The 20,654-nt window shown below is 36.4% G+C and carries 9 protein-coding genes and 3 pseudogenes; 10 read left to right on the top strand and 2 right to left on the bottom strand.

The annotated features are described in order from the left end of the window. Positions 1-12 precede the first annotated feature (12 nt). Positions 13-1,389, top strand: a complete 1,377-nt coding sequence (locus HXT40_RS04415; RefSeq protein WP_421777338.1) for an LlaJI family restriction endonuclease — start codon at positions 13-15, stop codon at positions 1,387-1,389. Positions 1,390-1,442: 53 nt separating this feature from the next. Here the strand turns inward: HXT40_RS04415 and HXT40_RS04410 are convergent, their stop codons facing one another. Beyond that, on the bottom strand, positions 1,443-1,877 hold the full coding sequence (locus HXT40_RS04410; RefSeq protein ID WP_033888673.1) for a CGNR zinc finger domain-containing protein: 435 nt from the start codon (positions 1,875-1,877) through the stop codon (positions 1,443-1,445). 1,224 nt (positions 1,878-3,101) lie between these two features. On the opposite strand from HXT40_RS04410, the gene HXT40_RS04405 reads away from it, so the two are divergent. The 6 genes and pseudogenes from HXT40_RS04405 (at position 3,102) to HXT40_RS04380 (ending at position 9,954) form a co-directional block, all read left to right on the top strand. Further along, positions 3,102-3,887: an S-adenosylmethionine synthetase N-terminal domain-containing protein gene (locus HXT40_RS04405; RefSeq protein ID WP_421777177.1), complete on the top strand. Its 786-nt coding sequence runs from the start codon at positions 3,102-3,104 to the stop codon at positions 3,885-3,887. A 14-nt stretch (positions 3,888-3,901) separates the two neighbouring features. Next, positions 3,902-4,687, top strand: a pseudogene (locus HXT40_RS04400) (ParB N-terminal domain-containing protein); the annotation flags it as partial. Next, positions 4,681-5,562 (top strand): annotated as a pseudogene (locus HXT40_RS04395) (phage portal protein); the annotation flags it as partial. The pseudogenes HXT40_RS04400 and HXT40_RS04395, both read left to right, overlap by 7 nt. A 229-nt stretch (positions 5,563-5,791) precedes the next feature. Then, the gene (locus HXT40_RS04390; RefSeq protein ID WP_004104990.1) at positions 5,792-6,559 is read left to right on the top strand and encodes a hypothetical protein; all 768 of its coding nucleotides are present in this window, start codon (positions 5,792-5,794) and stop codon (positions 6,557-6,559) included. Positions 6,560-6,967: 408 nt separating this feature from the next. Continuing rightward, positions 6,968-7,294, top strand: a complete 327-nt coding sequence (locus tag HXT40_RS04385; protein WP_004110896.1) for an abortive infection family protein — start codon at positions 6,968-6,970, stop codon at positions 7,292-7,294. 122 nt (positions 7,295-7,416) lie between these two features. After that, entirely contained in the window at positions 7,417-9,954 is a 2,538-nt protein-coding gene (locus HXT40_RS04380; protein WP_410310494.1) for a DEAD/DEAH box helicase, read from the top strand. Between the two features lie 25 nt (positions 9,955-9,979). Here the strand turns inward: HXT40_RS04380 and HXT40_RS04375 are convergent. Then, positions 9,980-11,135: pseudogene (locus HXT40_RS04375) on the bottom strand (relaxase/mobilization nuclease domain-containing protein); the annotation flags it as partial. Between the two features lie 791 nt (positions 11,136-11,926). Here HXT40_RS04375 and HXT40_RS04370 point away from each other — a divergent pair. From HXT40_RS04370 to HXT40_RS04360, 3 genes are all read left to right on the top strand, one after another. Next, positions 11,927-13,189, top strand: coding sequence for a YcaO-like family protein (locus HXT40_RS04370; RefSeq protein ID WP_102702995.1), 1,263 nt, complete (start codon positions 11,927-11,929; stop codon positions 13,187-13,189). Between the two features lie 22 nt (positions 13,190-13,211). Next, positions 13,212-14,495, top strand: a complete 1,284-nt coding sequence (locus HXT40_RS04365; protein ID WP_415697764.1) for an MFS transporter — start codon at positions 13,212-13,214, stop codon at positions 14,493-14,495. 184 nt (positions 14,496-14,679) lie between these two features. After that, a complete protein-coding gene (locus tag HXT40_RS04360) occupies positions 14,680-20,547 on the top strand; it encodes a sugar-binding protein (protein WP_421777176.1) in 5,868 nt (1,955 codons plus the stop codon). Positions 20,548-20,654 lie beyond the last annotated feature (107 nt).

Raw genomic sequence — 20,654 nt, 5'->3', positions numbered from 1 at the left:
TCGGTGATTTATATGGATTTAGACTCAGCATCAAAGTCAATCAAGGAATTTGATATTAAAAAACACTGCCATGTTAACACAAATGAAGATGGTGATCGTTTTGTTGGTATCAAAGCTGATTCTGATAATGCTATGGTCTATTTTCCAATCGGATATGAGTTGCCAAAAACCGATGCTGAAATTAGAACAGACATAAAGCATTTAATACAAGTGTTATCTGAATTTACAACAAAAGATGACAGATTATTGGCAATTAATAAGTTTACAGCACCACAATTAGTAGGCTTCCCTATCAATGCGTATAAAAATGTTATAGAATATTATTTTTCAATTGGTGGCGCCTATTATGTTGAGAAAGAGCAAGTATATACTACTGCTTCAACTGGTAAGCAGGATTGGGCAAGAACTGCACGAAAGCAAATGCCTCTTGTTCAAAGCAGAAATGGTGTGAGTTCTTTTGTGTTTACACAGTTTGAAGTTCGATCTTCAACTCCAAATGACACGAAAGAAATAACGCAGATCAATAGATTCTGTGTGTATGAAGCGTTTAAGAGACTTGGATGGCTGTATGTTCCCTATATGCCAGAGGAATCAGGGTCACATCCGGATATTAAGACGTCAATAAGAATTGTCCAAAACAAGCTTGCTACTACAAATGACGATAGGAAGAAATCCTTATTTCGTAGCATGAATGACATGCTTGAGTATATGTATGAGAAGACTTCAGATAAGCAATTCTACTTTGGTACAGATGACTTTGATCATGTGTGGGAAAAATTAATTGATCGAGCATTTGGAGAGAAGGACAAAAATAAATATTTTCCTCGTTCAAGATGGTTGCTTGATTGCGGCAAATACAAAGAAAAGAAACCTTTGATACCGGATACAATCATGATATATAACGATAAATATTACGTTCTTGACGCTAAGTACTATAAATACGGTTTGACTGGGATTCCTGACCATCTGCCTAACGGTTCGTCAATCAATAAGCAAATTACATATGGCGAATATTTGGAAAAGAATAAGAATGTAGATGCGAAATCTCTATTTAATGCTTTCATCATGCCGTACAATATGGCAAAGAACTATTTTAGTCTGACGTCTTTTGTTGGAAACATTGGTGAGGCAATTGGCGACTGGAGACGCAACAAAAAATACTATGAACGAATCCAAGGAATTGTGATTGATACAAGGTACCTAATGTACCATTATTCAGGTAAGCCGATAAAGGAAAAGGCTGCACTTGCAGAATCTATAGAGTCTGTTCTGAGCAGGAAGGAAATAAAATTTACAAAGGAATCATCTCTTTCTAAAATAGTATCTTATGCGCGTAAGCCTACTGATTCTATGGTTGCCGAAGACCGTGGCACGTACGATATAGATTAAATATAAAAAATACTATTGCAGAATCTCTGTTTGTAGTACTACAGACAGAGACTTTATTTTATAGTTCTTCTTTTTCCTTTTCTTTTCCTATATCGGTCTTGTGTAACTCTGTTGCAGCATTCTTTGCTACAGAAACGTTTCCTTGTTGATGTGGTATTTACAAGGAAATACCGACCACATCTAGGATTATCACAGGGGCGATATAACTCAAGATCTGGTTTCAAGTAAAATATGGAGAAATATACAGCACTAAGAAGTGAATCTACTTTCCAGGAAGGAGTCATGGTTTCTGGATCATAAACAGGATGTATATCTTTAATATTGTAATTAATTTCTTCCTTAATTAGAAACTTAGCGATTTCAATTACTGCTACTTTCATTATTTCAGAGAAATTATTGGAGCTATCTCCATTCATGTCATAAAAGAAGTGAAATAGGAAATCGGAAATTTTCTTAGCTGTATCTTGTTTCTCATAATTAACAAACATCAAAGTTACTTTAATATATAGCTCGTTTTGAAATCCTTGAACAGATTTATAACCTCCAATACTATCGTTATAATCATTGATGCTCAGATTATATGTGCCATATAAAGAGTCTGCAATAGTGTAGGTATCTCCATCAAATTTTTCCTATTTTCTTTTAGGAGATAATTCAGATGGAGAGTTGTTAATCGTTTCAAGATAAGAATTGTGGCAGCTTGAATAAGGTTTATTCATAAAATCTGTATTTATAGAAATATCCTTACGGAGGAGTAAAGAGATAACCAATTCGCAAATCTTTTTATAATTCTTTCTAATTTCACTACAGCAGTCATTAACTCAACTGTCGCTTTCAATCGGTTGATTATTTCATACAAAATTTTTTCATCGAATCCAGTATAGGAAGTTTCTGATACAGGAAATAAGAAACCATTGCTTTTAAAGAAAGAAAAAAGTTCTTTAGTTAGTTTGTTAGATAATGAAATTAATTTACCAAGTATATTTCGATCCTCTGTGCTTACATTAGATGCAATCCGAAATAAACCACCTTTGGCAGTGTAACCAAATTTCAGGTATTGCTTGTAATTTTAATCTGATTGTAGGCTCTTTCCCTGGAGATGTGTGTTCTATATCTTCAACGCAGTCACAACTACAGCTTTCAAACATAAATAAAAAATTTTCAAAATTATTTACGGAATTTTTTCTTTGATCAAGGGCATTTTGAATCCTTTCTATTGTAATAAAGTCATGGATTATAGCATGGCTTTATTTTTTGGTTGCAAAAAGTAATGTCAATTTATTTGGAATATATCGCTTATATACTTTAATGACGAGTAATGTAAATAATTTAGCATTACTTTTCCATTAAAGTTATGCTATTTTTTACTATCTTCTATTACTTTCTTTACTTGATTATATTTAATTCAGAGTTAATCAATAACTCTGATGTGATTTCAACTAATGAAATGAATATCGTTGCATAGGTTGAGAACATCAAATTTAAATCACAAAGCCTGATTAGCTATAGGGCGATGAGATACATCGTAGAGTCTCTACGGGTTTATTCCGTGGGGTGCTATGTGAAGTACCTCTATTTTCCTATGGTTATTTTCAGTTAAGAAAGCCGGTACTTCACCTAGAGTACCGGCTCTTTTTGTATGTTCTCTCCATCGCTCCGACCGCTACAGAACGCCTGCTTATTACACGTAAAAACATATAAGGAGAAAAATTATGATAGAAAAAGTAAACCCGTCACATGTCGACAAGATTGCGGATCGTATTGCTGGAGCAATTGTTGATCTGGCTTACAAGCTGGATGAGAATCCAAAGATTGCTGTTGAAGTGATGCTCGGGCATGGTAAGTGTGCCGTGTTTATTGAAAGCACGGTGATGTTTAAGTTTAAGGATATTAAAAATATTATCCACCGTTTAAGCCCTGGGAAAGTAAAGATTGATATTACGGTTGTGCCACAGGATAAGCATTTAAGCCAAAACCAAAACGGCATGGTTCGCTGTGGTGATAACGGGATTTTTAAAGGCGTACCACTAACAGGCGAGCAGAAGAAACTCTCGGCTATTGCTCGAAAGGTTTATGAAAAGTATCCGTCTGACGGCAAGTATGTTCTTGATGGTGAAAAGCTTATCATCTGCCAGTCTCACGCTAAACGAGAAGACTTATTGAAAGACTATCCGACAGCGTTTGTTAATCCTTTAGGTGACTGGACAGGTGGTATCAGCGTGGATACGGGAGCGGTTAACCGAAAACTCGGGTCAGACATGGCTGATGCTGTCACGGGCGGCGGCTTGCATGGTAAAGATCTTACGAAAGCTGACGTGTCGGTTAATATTTACGCGTTTTTGAAAGCGCAGGAAACCGGCCGGGTGGTTGAGTTTTCTTGTGCTATCGGGGATGAAATGGTTGATGGTAAACCGTATGCGCAGATTGTGAAAATTGCGAAAGATTATATTGACTCGGTGGGTGGTTTTGAAAAGCTGGCTTGCTGGGGTCTTTTCTAACGGGAGGAAAGCTTATGGAAAAAGAAATGCAGTATTATTTGGCTGACGTAAGTGAGCTTATCCCGTATGTGAGAAACGCTCGCACGCACTCGGAGACGCAAGTGGCTCAGATAGCGGCAAGTATTCGCGAGTTTGGTTTTCTATCCCCAATTCTAGTAGCGGAAGATAATACGATTCTCGCAGGGCATGGCAGGCTTGCCGCGGCTTTAAAACTGGGGCTTAAAAAAGTTCCGTGCGTTAAAGAAAATCATTTAACTGAAACACAAAAGCGTGCTTATATTATTGCGGATAATAAGCTTTCACTTAACGCAGGCTGGGATGATGAGCTTTTAGCTGTTGAATTGTCGGAGCTTGAAGGAGCTGATTTTAACCTTGATCTTCTCGGATTTGACGAGGCGGAGCTTTCCAGTATTTTTGATGCTGATAAAGACGTAAACGAAGATGATTTTGATGTTGAAAAAGAATTGGAAGAACCGTGTTTTTCTAAAACAGGTGACATGTGGATGCTTGGTAAGCATCGTATTATTTGCGGTGATGCTACTAAGTTAGAAACATATAAGACGCTTCTTGAGGATACTAAAGTGAATCTGGTGGTTACTGATCCGCCTTATAACGTGAACTATGAGGGTGCTGCTGGGAAAATTAAAAACGATAATATGGAGAATGATAAGTTTTACCAGTTTCTTTTCAACTCGTTCGTGAACATGGAGCAGGCGATGGCGGATGATGCGTCTATCTACGTGTTTCATGCTGACACGGAGGGTTTGAATTTTAGAAAAGCATTCCAGGACGCGAGGTTTTAGGCTTATACCCTTTAATGCCTGATCGTATGAGAGTTGACCGGGATGAGAGTGGTCAAATTTTTTACGAGTATACGTTAAGTGATAGTGATGTTTTAGCGGGTAAAGAAACGAGTGTGAAACTTAAACCCTTTGACGTGCTTCATATTCCCGGTCTTGGTTTTGACGGTCTTGTTGGCTATTCGCCTATTGCGATGGCAAAAAACGCTATCGGTATGGCGATAGCTACGGAAGAGTATGGTGCATCGTTTTTCGCTAACGGTGCTACACCAAGCGGCATCTTGGAATACCCTGGAACAGTGAAAGATCCGTCTGGTATGAGGGATAGTTGGAATAAGGGGTTCTCGGGTTCTAACTCGCATAAGATAGCGATTTTAGAGGAAGGCATGAAGTATACGCCTATTTCTATTTCGCCTAACGAAGCACAGTTTCTTGAAACTCGTAAGTTTCAGATTAACGAGATCGCTCGTATTTTTAGAGTCCCACCACACATGGTTGGTGATTTGGAAAAATCGAGTTTTTCTAATATTGAGCAGCAGTCGCTGGAGTTTGTGAAATACACGCTTGATCCTTGGGTGGCGCGTTTTGAACAGTCTATTACGAGGCGGCTTTTTACTGATAAGGAGAAAGAAACCTATTATGTGAAGTTTAACGTGGATGGTCTTCTTCGAGGAGACTATCAGAGTCGTATGAATGGTTATGCTACCGCTCGTCAAAACGGTTGGATGAGCGCAAACGATATTAGACAGTTAGAAAACCTGGATAAGATTCCCGCCTGTGAGGGTGGTGACTTGTATTTGATTAACGGTAACATGCTCCCACTTAACCGTGCGGGAGCGTTCACTGTAATTGGCAGAAATAAGTTAGGTGATTAAGATGAATTTGTGTCTTGATAATATTAATATAACATGTTAAATTAATATTGTTGTAGTATAACTGTTTAGACAGTGGATGAATCATTTAGGCAACGAAGACATAACGAATTATCTTAACGTTAAGCGAAAAATAGAATTTAATCTCTATGGATACTTAACTAAGATAATATCCTACACTATGAGAGTATACAACAAATTAAGAATATAGAATTCTAGGAGGTGTAATACTATGTCTAAGAAAAAAATGTATATTTCGCTAGGAACTTTACTTTTATTGGTTCTATTTGTATTTACTGGAATTTTTATTATTGGAAATAATCCAGCATCAAAGAATAGTGGAAATATAGCTCATAAATTGATGCCAGTAAACGTAGCTTATGCTGAAACGTTAGATGATATAAAGGGATCCATGAATAAGTTGATGGTGGAATTAGAAACTGAGACGAAGACTAATCCACAAGTGGCTATGCAGGCACATCCAGGAAAGTTTATTAGGAATTCTAAAAACTATCAAAGAATATTGAAACTGGGACTGAAGGCAATTAAACCTCTTTACGATGCTATTTATGATAGTAGAGATGCTGGATGCTATGAATATATTCTAGCTATGGCTATTGAAGACATAACTGGTGAAAAGTTTGTTTACAATTCTGACTATGGTTGGAAAAATTCGTTAGAGTTTAGGATGGCTTATGACGAAAAAGTAAACAATACAAGGTTTAATGTTGAAAGAATCAGTAATAATGAAACTTTGAATGATCATGACCGAACTCAGAAATTTAAGGAATTAGGGATTTTTGCAGTTTCTGATTTAATTAAAGAGTATAGGAAAAGTGATTCCAAAGTTTCTAAACCATCGATATTAGAAGCTGTTAAGGGAATTACTAGTAAGTATAAAGAACTTGCAATAACGGAAAGAACTCCAACTGAGAGTATTCTAGATGAAACACAATTATTTGATTCTCTAGTTTCCTTAAATGGAAGAGCATACAAGTAAGGTGGATTATCTAACTGTAAAGCTAGTTCTTTAGGTATTATATGAGTGTTATACGAACATGAAGCGACCAAGAAAATCTTGGTCGCTTCTTTATATAAGAGAGGAGGAAAAAGGTAATGAGGAAGTTTTGGCAGTGGAAAAACCAAAAGGAAAATCAGGAGTCAAATGAAATATTGGAGAGGACACTGTTTCTTAACGGTACGATTGCTGAAGAATCATGATTTACTGGAATATTATGAAGTGCAATATTCCTTAGAAATAGAATCAGATGATAAAGCTTATAACGGAAGCACATACAAATCTCTTTATAATTAATAAGTGTAAGGAAATTATTGAAAGAGAAAAGCAATATTCTAAGAAATTTTCTACAGTATCAGAAGAGTTAAAGAAAAAATTTCTAGTAAATATATGAATCAGCAAATAGATTTGATGGTAGCAATGTGTAATGAAAATCCGACAGAAGCAATAGGAAAGTCAAAAGAATTACTAGAAAGTTGTTGTAAAACAATCATTGAAAGCAACGGTGAAATTATAAAAGATTCAATAAATATGGGACAACTTGTAAAACAAACTCTAAGTTCATTGAATATTCCCAATAAAGGCGTGGCAATGGATTTAGAAGAAGAAATTGTGAAACAAATTACAGGGAGTCTTAATGGTTTAAGTAGTGGAATAATTGAATTAAGAAATCATTATGGAAGTGGGCATGGTCGTTCTGCAAAATTAATGGATTAACAAAACGACATGCAGAATTATCTGTTGGGGCAGGTATAACTCTTGTCTGCTATTTGTGGGATATATTTTTATTAATAAATGCAAATAAATGAGAATGATAAAATTAAATGGAGATACTAAAAATGGTAGATTTTAAGAAAAGAATTGCTTTAAAAAGTAAATCGAAAATTACCAATCCTATTGATTTATATAAAACGCTTGATAGAAAGAGTATCGCAGGTCCTTTAAGACCTGTTCAAAAATATGCTTTGGAAGAGTGGTATAACAATAGAAAAGATGAAAGAGATCTCATTGTAAAGCTTCATACTGGAGAAGGGAAAACTTTAATTGGTTTACTAATGCTACAATCAGTACTTAATTTAGGAGAGGGTCCATGCATATATGTTTGTCCTAATATTTATTTAGTCAAACAGGTTTGTTGGGAAGCTGAAAAATTTGGTATTCCATTTTGTGCAATTGATAATAATAATGAAATTCCTAATGAGTTTTTATCAGGTGAAAAAATACTAATAACTCATGCACATAAAATATTTAATGGGAAATCAATTTTTGGAATAGGTAATAATTGTACAAAAGCAGGAACAATTGTTTTGGACGATTCTCATGCTTGTATAGATGTATTAAAGAATTCGTTTACTGTAACTATAAGCAGGGAAAACAATGAAACCATTTATAATAAGATACTAACGTTATTCTCAGATGATTTAATAGAGCAAGGTGAGGGGAGCTATTTAGATATTAAATCTGGAGAATACGAAACTTTCATGATGGTTCCATACTGGGCATGGAATAGTAAAAAGGCTGAACTTTTATCTATTCTATCTGATTTTACCAATATGGATGAAATTAAGTTTGTGTGGCCATTGATGAAGGATAAAATAATAGAATATTCTTGTTTTATTTCAGGAAGTAAGATTGAGATTGCTCCATATAACATTAACGTAGAACAATTTGGGACATTCTCAAAAGCTAAGAGAAGAATTTTAATGTCTGCAACAACTCAAGAAGATATTTTCTTTGTCAAAGGATTAAATTTTTCAAGTGATGCAGTAGCTAATCCAATTGTGTATCCACAATTAAGATGGTCTGGTGAAAAGATGATATTGATGCCATCACTAATATGTGAGACCTGTGATAGAGACTTAGTTGCAACTAAATTTGCATCGGTGAATACTAAGAAATTTGGAATTGTTGCTATTGTTCCAAATACAAAAAGAGCTATCTATTACAGTAAATTAGGTTCAAAACTTCCACAAAATAATCAAGAATTATTTTCTGTGATAGATGATCTAAGAAAAAGTAATTTTGGAAAAACCGTTGTGATAAATAATAGATATGATGGGATTGATTTGCCAGATGAAAGCTGCAGAGTTTTGATAATGGATTCAATGCCATTTCTAAACAACTTCTCTGATAGATATGAAGAAAAGTGTTGCCCTAATAGTGAAATTATAAATAAAAAAATAGCACAAAAGATTGAACAAGGATTAGGAAGGGCTGTTCGTGGAGAAAAAGATTATTGCGCTATTCTTGTAATAGGATCTGATATAGAAAAATTTATGAGAGGCGTGTTAACAAGAAAATATTTTTCTGCCCAGACACAGAAACAAATAGAGATTGGGTTTGAAGTCGCAAAAATGGCAAAAGAAGAAATTAGTGAAGAAGATCAGCCTATGAAGCAGATTATTTCACTAATAAATCAAATTCTCAAAAGGGATGAAGGGTGGAAAGAGTATTACACTGGTGAAATGAATGCAATTGTTCAAGATAACGTAGAAAATAAAATTTATGACAGATACGCAGAAGAAAATGAATTAGAAAAATTATTTTCACAGGGAGAATATGAACTTGCTGTAGAAAGGACACAAAAATTCATTGATAAGTTTATCAAGGATGATTTAGAAAAAGGCTGGTATTTAGAGCAGATGGCAAGATATGCCTATATGTATTCAGAGGAAAAATCAGAAGAACTTCAAAAGTCCGCATTTAAAAAGAATCCTCAATTATTAAAGCCTAAAGAGGGAATTGCATATTCAAAAATCTCTTTCCTGAATGAAAATAGAATAAATAGATTCAAAAGAAATATTGGCAAATATGACAGTTTTAATGAATTTAATCTTTATATAAATGAACTGATAGAAAATCTTTCTTTTGGCATTGCGGCTGAAAAATTTGAATCTGCATTAAAAAATTTAGGTGAAATTCTAGGTTATGTTAGTCAACGACCAGATAAAGAAATTAGAAAGGGTCCAGATAATTTGTGGTGTGTTTCAAATAAAAAATATGTATTTTTTGAGTGTAAAGATGAAGTGGACGAAAATAGAAATGCTATAAAAAAATCAGAAGCAGGTCAATTTAATAACCATTGTGGATGGTTTAAGGAAGAGTATGGGGAACTTGTAGATGTTTTGCGCATAATGATAATTCCTACTAAGCAGTTAGCACATGATGCGGATTTTAATGAGAAAGTTTTCGTGATGAGAAGGAATGGTTTAAAAAAGCTAAAAGATAATCTAAAAAAGTTTGTAAAAGAAATCGAAAAATACGAATTAGATTCATTATCTGATGAAAAAATCCAAGGGTATTTAAATATGTACAAATTAAATATTGAGAATTTTCCAGGAAATTATATTGAAGATATATATCATTTAAAAAAATAAAATAGTTAATAGAGATGGAGAGACGCTATCTCTCCATCTCCTTACCCATATAAATTCCATAGTTCTTTCGTATTTGATAAAGCTCGTCCATTGTAGATTTTGCAGAAGAATGCTCTTGCATAATGGTATTCTTTTTCCTTGCAATTTATCAAGTTTATCTAAAATATCCTTTGAATTAGGTGACTTTGAATAGGACTTTTTTTAAGTTTTGTAAGAGCTTTTTCGTAGCGTGTGATTTCAGCCTTATACTCCTCGAAAAATGCCTTATTAGAAGGACTTGCTTTATATTCTTTGTAGTAGGCTCGATACTTTTTAACAGTATGAACTTGTTCCATCGTATCAGAAAGCAGCTGCATATCCTTATCAATTTCTTTGATTTTATCTTATAAGTTCTGTCTTTCTTCAGCACTTTTCTTTATGTATTCATCAAGTTGCTTAACGGATTTAATACCTTGTTCTCTGAGAAAGATAACAGACTCAGCCATTATATTAAGGTTATATTTGGTTGCCCAATATTCATAGTCTTTGCTTCCTTTCACTTTTCTTCAGTATAATCTTCTCCGATTGTTTTAGATCTTGTAAATCTCGGCTTATCTTTCGGTTTAAAAGCAATGTGTTTGCTATACTTAATTTCATAGCCAAGATTAGCCATTTTCTTTAAAAAATCATCCCAATCCTTAAACTGTTTTACCATTCTGTCAATATCAAATTGCAGCCTGCTTTTCCAAGAAGTACCACGCTTTGTCTGTTTATTCTCATACCAAGATTTACCGTTAGTCTTATATTTCTTCTTGTAACTTTCGTAAAACTCATCAATGACAGGTAGGTTGTTTTCTTTGCATAACTTGTCGCTTTGATACCTGATTTGATGACAGCTTTTCTTATTAGACTGGTGGCATCTACCCGTTATCATATTTACATTGTTGAAGATGATGTGATTGTGGATATGCCCTTATCTACGTAAGTAGATAAGACAAATTCGTACTTGTCTTTAAGTATATTCTTATACAGCTTTATACCAATCTGGTGAGCCATTTCAGGACTTGTTTCTCCCGGTAAAAATGATTGAATGAGATGTCTTGCAAAAACGGTTTTTGCTCTCGCGTCTTTCGTGTCCTTAAAAACTGAGTGTGGGCAGTTGATTCGTGGCATTTATGAGTGCGTAGTAAAAGTTGCTTGTTGAATATTATGAAGGCAAAGATTTGCAGGTAATTGCTTCGTTTATGAGGGAATATTGTTGGCGACATTAAATGCGCATGATGGTGTTGTCTGCTTTTGCGGTTGTTGCCGCTGCTACTTCTGTGTATGAAAAGTATAGTTTTACTGCTACCTTGTCTTGTGTTGTTTCCAGAACACTAGAAGCGTCACCACAGCACCGGCCAAAATTGTAGCGACGGTATTAATCTGTGTTCCAGGACTCCAAGCATAGCTAATAAAGTGCAAATTAGACACATATGGCTACTATCTCCTTACGATCTTAGGTAAAACCATTCATAATTAAGCGGTCAAAACATGCAAAAAAGACTACTTAAAACCTACGCAAGACATGTGGGCACACAAAGTTCGCTAGAAACGATTAGGCAAGATATACAGTATTACAAGAATAGTATACAATAATTTACTATAAGTCTTTCTTAAAATAATTAATAAAATTTATTATTTGTTACTGTTTTGTATTCATGACTTATAACTGTATTGTATTTTTTTGTAAGAAGTAATAGTATCTTTTACCAAAGTTCTTAAATGAGTTCTTAAATGAACTTAAAAGGAAATTAAATGAGTTATTATTTTTTATTGAAAGGTGAATATTATGGGACGTACTGGAACTGAACACAGCACTCCACATCTTACTAGTATGAGTGATTTCTTTGTTGGTGAAATACCAGACGATGATGAAAATTGAAATAAATATGCTGGCGGTTTTGTTATTTTGTAATACAATTGCCAGCATTATTTTGTGAAAAGATATGTTATGGTTAATTTTGTTTCACCTGAACGAGAATTTACATTGATGGATTCTTTGTCATCAATTATTGAGGTATTTGCCTTAAAGAAGTGGCAATGGAGTGTTGAAGTATCGCAATGGAGTGTTGAAGTATCAGCATTAGACACTACTTGTATTTTGGATTCGTGTGTTTATTTAGATGAGGCTGATTGTGCAGATATTGTTTTAGAATCCGCTAGAGGTAAAGGTCTTGGGCTTGAATCTCTAACTAGCGGTTTATATGAATTATTGGAACATATAGTATATTCGAATCAGTCTGTTTTGTATTCTTGTTCATCATCTCTTCGAATAAAAGGAGATGCGATTCTTAATCTTTCTAATTCAGCAAGCAAAAATACTGATTATACTTTTTATAGTATGAGTGATAATGCTATTGCTTCGTTACCACCAGAATACTGCGGTGGAAAGTCTACTGGTGAGTTTTCTTCTATTGATGAAAATTTAATTCGTTGCTACTATACAAATAATGGATGGGCCGCAGGTGCTTCTATCCAAGAAGCGACTTTGCATGCGCTTAATGAACTTATTGAACGAGATGCAACATCTAATATTCTTCTTTCTAATATATTTGATGATGTATGCGTAGAGTTTTTAATTCCTAATTGTGAATTATTGAAAGAAATAAAACAGGCTATTGAGAGCGCAACTGGTAACAAGGTGTATATTGTATCGATTCCAGCTTTGTCTGGCTCAGTGGTGCTATCTATATGTTATAAGACAGATAGAGAAGAAATTCCTACTTTTGGATGCGGCGCATCGCAATTTTTAGGATACGCAACATATCGTTCGCTTCTTGAGTTATGGCAAGAGTTATGTGCAGATAAAGATTATTCTAATCCTGAAGAACGTGATAGATCCAAAAGACTAAAACATCTTGTACATTCATATCCAAATATTAAGAAAGCTTTATTCTTAGAAAAAATTAGACAGGATAGTGGGAAATTTTCACAAAAATTAGTGTCATATGATATACGTGACACTTTATCTATTCCTAACATAGAAATTCAGATAAATAATATAGTAAATGATCTTCATAAGTACGGAATAGATATATGGAAACGTGACGCATTCCACTATGAGCGTAAATCGATGAAATGCAATCCTAGTGTTGTGCAAATTGTCGCACCAGGATTGGAACGTTTTCATGTTATTCGTCATGGTTTTCCTGCTGAACTTATAGGTCGTCTAAGAAAACGTAAATCAATAATGTCGATTCGTCAACACAATTAATGTAATTTATAAGGGGCTTATTATGAAGGCTATTGGTAAGCGGAATAATATTTTTATTCGTATGAGATCTATTAGTCCAGCATTGCGATGGGCTTTGGTTGGCTTCTGTTTTTCTATGCTTGGTAATCAAGCGTATGAAGGATCGGTTTTGCCTTCTATTATTATTGTGGGTTTGCCGGCTTGGGTGATTGGTTTTCGTAAGACTTTTATGACGGTTGCCGATTTTCTTTCGCCATGCTCTGGTTGGATTGTTGATAAGCTTGGCGGTTTTCGCGCTCTTGCTATGACTGAGGGCGTAGAAGGCGTGCTCGGTTTGCTGCCGCTTCTTATGTTTGGCTCTCCTGCGTGGAAGTGGTCGCTTGTAGCTCTTTCTTGTGCATTGTTGATTACAGGTCAAGTGATTGATATTGCTAGCGAAGTTTTCGAGGTTGATGCTGCAGGCGGCGACGACAGCATGATTGTAAACTACAGCGGCATTGTGAGCATTTTGGCAAGTATTACAGGAACATTACTTGGCTCTCCATTAGGATCGTGGATTGCGAGCTGGTCGATTCCTGCGGTTTTGATTTTCTCGTCCGTGACTTCTTTTGCGGCTTGTGCTACGCGATTTATTATGAAACAAGACATTGCGCAAGCGTCTTGCGTAGAAGAGGAAGTGCCGCAAGACGCAGAGGAAGTATCGCAAGAATCGCAAGCAACTCAAGTAAATAGCATAGATTCCAAATCTACAGATAAGCAATCTACGAATCCATCACTCAAGAGTAAAATCATGCTTCTTGCCGGATCTCTTTTGGTTGCTTTTATTCCTGCATGCTCTGTTTCCTATATTCTTCTCGGTATCGGTAAACAATATAGCTCTCAATCTTTAACAATACTGTATATTTTCACTGGTGTAGGAAGCGTGCTCGCGTCCGTTTTATATGCGCACTCTTCTCAAAAACTCGGTTTAAGAAAAGTAGCGATTTTAGGTATTGCTGTGAGCTTGCTCGCTTATTGCCTTATGTTTATTAATCTTTTGCCAATGATGTGCTTCGCATTCTTCCTTCAAGCGATTGGTGGAATGTTACTAGTAGAGCCGATTATTGTTGCGCGTCAGATTCTGTTTAAAGGAAGTGCGCTCGCTAAGTTTTCTGGTTGGGCGCGCCTTGCGTTTGCGATTGGTGCTACTACTGGTTCTTGGATTGGATTTGCATTCTCATCTACGTGCCAATGGCAGCTTTTGCCTATACTCGCGCTGATTTTTACTGCCGGTTTGATTGTTGTTTTGCCGCAGTTGCCAAACACTAGCTATGCGGCGCTCGCATGATTATTTGTAATATTTAATATTGAATATAGTTGTTACCTTAATCGCATGGTAGTTTTTGCCTATATTACTTGAATTATTACGCGGGGGGGGGGTATCCTTTGCTCTATTAACAAGCTCTTTTACAAGATGTGAGTTTACGTCTGCAGAGCGAGTTGAAGAGAAAATATATAAGTGAGGACTGTTAATGGTTAAGAAAACACAAGCTGCTAAAAATGCTTTACATGTGTCTAAGAATTACGCGTATTTGAAGCCGAGTACACTTCGTTCAATGGCGAAAGAGATAAGTGGAACTCGTTTAGAAGCATGTAAGTCGTATGCGGTTTCACGTTTACCGAAAATTGCTGTGACTGCAACATTGGCAAGCTTGCTTGCTTGTGGTGCTGGTTTGCCAACTCATCAAGCTTGGGCTAATGGTTTTAATCTTCCTGATGGTAGCTATAGGTATGCGAATCGCGATTCTTCTACAAAGGCGCAGAGGTATGTGGATATTAAACTAGTGCCATGCGATGAAAAACAAAACGATAATAAGGAAACAGCAGACAGAAAAACTTACGGACAATATTATAAGGTTGAGTACCAGTTTAATTCTCAGGGTGAATGGTGGGGTGGTCGACCATTCTGGTGGGCGAGTGTGCCTAAGGGTGTTGACATTGTAGATAATAAAATTACTTTGTACAAAGATGAACAGTTGACTGGTGATTCGTCTTCTCAACAAACAGGTGCAACATATACAAAGGAGTCTTGGAATCAGTCTGCCAGCCGTTTCTGGTTTGATAATAATAAAGAGCAAGGCACTGAATTTAAGAATAACTGGGAAAGAATGACCGGTGAAGCCGGTGGTTATGACGAATCTGGTAATACTCTCGGTACTTCTAGGGAATATAAGGACGCTACTAGTGCCTTGATTATTAACTGGGAGAGTAGAGGCAATAGAAAGTCTAAGATTAGCTTCGTTATTAAACTGAATGATAAAACGAAGCCTTTGAAATTTGCTGCAGGTGTGTACCAGGTGATGGGCAACTGGCATTACACTGCTGGTAAGGTTGCGCTTGCGCCGACGTTGCCAAAATACTCACAAGAATTGGAACTTACTTATCCTACAGATAAAGTAGAAGTTGATTCTTCGACATATGGAAATAATCTTTCAGAAGATGAGAAAAAGGCTGTTCTTACAAAGCTGTGGGAAGCTAATAAGAGTAATACCAATGTGCTGAAAAAGCTTAACGGTATGCCAGAGACTCCTACTGAAGCGGCTTTCAAAAAGGCTGTAACTGTTAATGCTGATGGTAGCGCAACGGTAACGTACAAAGATAACTCTACGGATACTATTTCTAAGGAGAATCTGACTAAACGCTACGTGCCATTGTCAGAGCGCACAAAAATTACGTATCCGGATTTGACTCCTGTGAAGAATCCGTCTTTTCTTGATTTAACAGAGAAGAAACAAGTTGAAAATGCTATTAAGAATGCTAATAGTAAGATTAAGGATCTTATAGAAAAGGTTGATGTTGCTGCTAATGGTGATGCAACAATCACATTCAAGGATGCAACTGGTACTCATTCAACTAAAAAGCTTGAAGGCAAGTATCTTGTAAAGAAGCAGCGCTTACTTGCGGATAAGTTTACGCCGTTATACGGGTTACCTATTGGTGTGAAGAATACAAGTAGCCTTTCGCCTGATGACATCAAAAAAGTTCAGGATTCTATATACGATGCTAATAAAAATGTAAATGGATTCCTTGATGCTATAAATAATAATAAAAATAACATTTCGATTGCAGCTAATGGTGATGCAACAATTACTTACAAGGATAACGAAAATAGCTTCCCCTCAAAAGATACTATTTCTCACACGTTATTAGTTTATAAGATACCATCTTTATCTGAGCGAGTGAAAATTGCTATGCCAAGCAGACTTGGTGTAAAGAATGCTGAAGATTTATCTTCTCAAGAACAAAATGCAATTAAAGATAATATCAAAAAAGCTAATAAAGATCTCAATCAAAATCTTAAGAAAGACGCTAATGCTATTAATGTAGGAAAAGATGGTACTACAACAATAACGTTCAGCGATGATAGTACTGTAAAAATTCGCGGCGAGCGTCTAGTTTATACGCAAGGTAAAAGCACTGCGCAAGGAACTCATAAAGTTACTACTGGAAAGTATACGTACAATATAACTCCTATTAAGGTGACCAATATTAATAATATCGATGGAAATAATTGGGCTGATGCAGCTCGGCGTTTCATGTTTGATAATTATAATTGGAAAAATAAAGGAACAGAATTTAATAAAATTAATCATACTGAACCGCTTGCAACTGGTGGTAGCAATATAGCTAGCAATAATAAATGGGATTTGGAAAAACAGGCAAGTATATTCACTCCAAAGAGTGACACTAGCGGATTAGAAATTAATGTTTGGGGTAAACCTGGTATAACTAACATTGTGCATGGAAGTAGTGGTATTGAGATTAGAGGTGCTAGTAGTACTTGGAATAATGATGATTTGTACTTCACATTATCCAAAGATGATCTTTTCTATGCCGATGGACCAGCGTTTAATCCAGAAGACGAAAAGAAAAAGATTGATGATGCAATAGAGAAAGCTTTGAAAGATAAGGGATTCTCTGGAGATGAGCTTAATAAACTTAAGAATGAAATATCTAAAGATAAAGATGTTTTATCGGATAAAAACGGTATTAAAAAACAAGATGACGTTGATAAGCTTCTGAAGAAAATAGACGAGCTTGTTGATAAGAAGAAAGAAGAATCTGATAATAAAAAGCAGATTGATAAGGCTAAGAAGGATCTTGGTCTTGATGATAAGCAGAAAAAAGAGCTTGATGAACAGCTGAAAGGTGTAACTGATCCTGAAAAGATTCGTGAGAAGATAAACGAATTCCAGAAGAAGCAGGATCAGCAGAAGCAGACTGAGTCTGATGACAAGCAGGAAGAGGTTGACCAAAAGCAAAAGCAGGCTGTTCAAACTCAGCAGAATGCTGATAATACTGCTGTCGACCAAAAGCAGCAGCAAGCTATTCAGGAGGAGAATACTTCTAATCAGCAAGCTGAAGAAGCTAAGAAGAAAGCTGAGCTTGAGAAGCAAAAGCAGGCTGCTATTGATGAAATTAGCAATGGTGAAGATTATAAAAATCTTACGCCTGAAGATAAGCAGCAGTTTATTGAGAAGATTCAGAAGGCAACTGATGCAAATGCTATAAATGATATAAAGCAAGAGGCTAAAGAAAAGGCTAATAAGAATCAGACTGCTGCTGATAACAGTAATAAAGAAGGTCTTGATAAGGCTAAGGCTGATGCTAAGAAGAAGATTGGTGAGTTGACTAATCTCAACGAACAAGATAAGCAGAAGTATCAAGACGAGGTAGGTAAGACCGATAGTCTTGATAAAGTTGCAGAGATTCTCAACAATGCTGAGTTTGAGGATGCTAAAGCTGCAGCTAAGAAGAAGATTGCTGATCTGAAGAAGCATGGTGATCTTACTGATCAAGAAGCTACGAACTTCAATGCAAAGTTGGATGATAAAAATACCGATTCTATACAAGACATTGATTCTATTCTTCAGGAAGCTGAGCTTGCAAAGACTAGAAAAGATGCGAATACTGCAATAGATAATCTTCAGAATCTTAATAATGCACAGAAGAAGGCTCTTAAGGAAGAAGTTGCAAATCCTGAAACTGACCCTAAGAGTGATTTAGATACTGTTGATAAGGTGAAAACTGCTATCAATAATGTTGTTACTAAGGCTAAAGATCTTGACGGCAAAATGAAGTCACTCAAGGATCTTGTAACTCTTGTTAATGGTCAGAAGTCTACTCTTACAGCAAAGTCTGATTATAAGGATAATAAGAAGACTGCTTTTGATAGTGCGTTAAAGGCTGCGGAAGATCTTGTTAAGACTGATTCTGCTGAGAACAAAACTGCTGATGAAGTTGACGAGATTAGTAAAACTCTTGAGAAAGCTGTTAAGGATCTCGGTGGCAATACTATTGACAAGTCAAAGCTTCAGACTGAAATTGAGACAGCTTATGAATTGCAAGGCAAGAATAAGCAGGGTCAGGATGATTCTTCTAAGAAGAAGAATCCAAAGTATGAGAATGCTTCTACAGAAAAGAAGAATGATTTTGATACTGCTCTGTCTGAGGCAAAGAAAGTTTATGACCAAAAAGATGCTTCACAGCAGTCTATTAATGATGCTGAATCTAAGTTAAGCAAAGCGATTGATGCTCTTGATGGTCATAATAAATCTGATTTGAATGATGCCATAAAGAAAGCAAAGTCAAAGAAATCTGAAATTGCTTACAAGAATGCTTCTACAGAAAAGAAGAATGATTTTGATAAAGCCTTAAGCAATGCCGAGTCAATTGAAAAGAAGGCTGGCGCATTAGATACTGAGATCAGTAATGCAAAAGACGAGTTGGATAATGCGATTAATGGTCTTGATGGCAAAGTTAAGACTGATGAGCTTCAGACAGCGGTTGATAATGCTAAGAAGTTGACCGGTGTTACTACTCCTAAGTCTCAGGACGCATATAAGTATGAGAATGCTTCTGAAGCAAAGAAGTCTGCGTTTGATAAGGCTTTGCAACAGGCTGAGTCTGCTATTACTGAAGCTAAGAATGCTAAGTCTACTAAGACTCCTGAGCAGAAGCAGCAAGCTGTTAATACTGCGTTGACTGCGCTTACTAAGGCTGTTAATGAACTTGACGGTAACGACAAGTCTCAATTGGTAGCAAAGCTCGCAGAAGCAAAAGGTAAGAAGAATGATGCTTCTTATAAGAATGCTTCTGCTGCTAAGCAAGCTGCTCTTGACAATGCTATAACCTCTGCAGAAAGCATTGTAAAGAAAGCTGGTGCAACAGAGAAAGAAATTTCTGATGCTACTTCTGCGCTTAATAATGCTGTTACTGGTTTGGATGGTCACGATACCTCTGCTTTGCAGGCGGCTGTGACTGCTGCTGAGTCGAAGAAGAAGACTGTTGCTTACATGAATGCTTCTGATACTAAGAAGACTGCGTTTGATAATGCTGTGGCTGCTGCTCAAGCTATTCTTGATTCGCCTAAGGGCAAGACTGAGCAAGAAATCAGCGATGCTAAGACTCAGCTTGAAACTGCTTCTAACGCTCTTGATGGAACTGTAGATACGTCTAAGTTGCAGGTTGAAGTTAACAAAGCTGATTCTTTGAAGAAGTCCGTACAGTATACGAATGCTGTTCAGGATAAGAAATCTGCGTATGATACTGCTCTTACGGCTGCTGAGTCTGCTCTTGCTGATGCGAAGAATGCTCAATCAGCGAATACTCCTGAGCAGAAGCAGATTGCTGTCAATGGTGCGCTGCTTCAACTTCAAACCGCAGCTGCTGCACTAAATGGTGTTGATATTGCTGATTTGCAAGCTGAGATTGCTCTTGAGAATAGTGTGAAAGAATCTGTAAAGTACGTGTATGATACTGCTGAAAAGCAGCAAGCATATAATAAGGCTTTGCAAGATGCGAAGGAGCTTATATCTAAGCTAGCTGATCCTGCTGGTCAGGGTGTGGAAGTTGCTACTAAGTCTCAAGCAGATCGTCAAGCTCTTGTTAATACTGCGTTAAAGAGTCTTAAGAATGCTAAAGATGCTTTGAATGGTGTTAATAAGACGGTATTGCAAGCTGAAGTTGATGATGATTCTCACTTTAGCAAGTCGTTTGCCTACTTGCTTGGTGAAACTCCTGATTTGGATGTGTATAAGAAGGCATTGGCTGAAGCTAAACGTGTGCTTGCTGATCCGAATGCTACCCAGGCTCAGGTTGATGCTGCGGTTAAGAATCTTTCTGCTGCTCGTAAGGCTTTGGCTGCTGCTAAGGCTCATGCGGCTGATGTTCATGCTTCTGTGCGCGCTCAGGTGTTGAAGAGTGGTAGTGTTGCTCAGCTTAGTAAGACTGGTAGTGACGTGTCTGTGTTTGGCTTGTTTGCTGCAACTCTTAGTGCTGCTGGTGCTGCGCTTTTCTCAACTAAGCGTCGTGGTACTTCTCGTCACAGTAGTAAGTAAAATATTTGCTAGCTGGTCTGGTTATTGCAGATCAGCTAGTTTTAGAACTGCTTAATGTTTGCTTAATTGTATTCAGTAAGTTTGCTGAGTATTGAGTTAATCAGCAT

Origin of the sequence: Gardnerella sp. DNF01180P (assembly GCF_049244205.1) — a bacterium.
GTDB classification, from domain to species: domain Bacteria; phylum Actinomycetota; class Actinomycetes; order Actinomycetales; family Bifidobacteriaceae; genus Bifidobacterium; species Bifidobacterium swidsinskii.
Note: the sequence above shows the minus strand (reverse complement) of the source record. Positions and strands in the feature narration are given on the sequence as shown.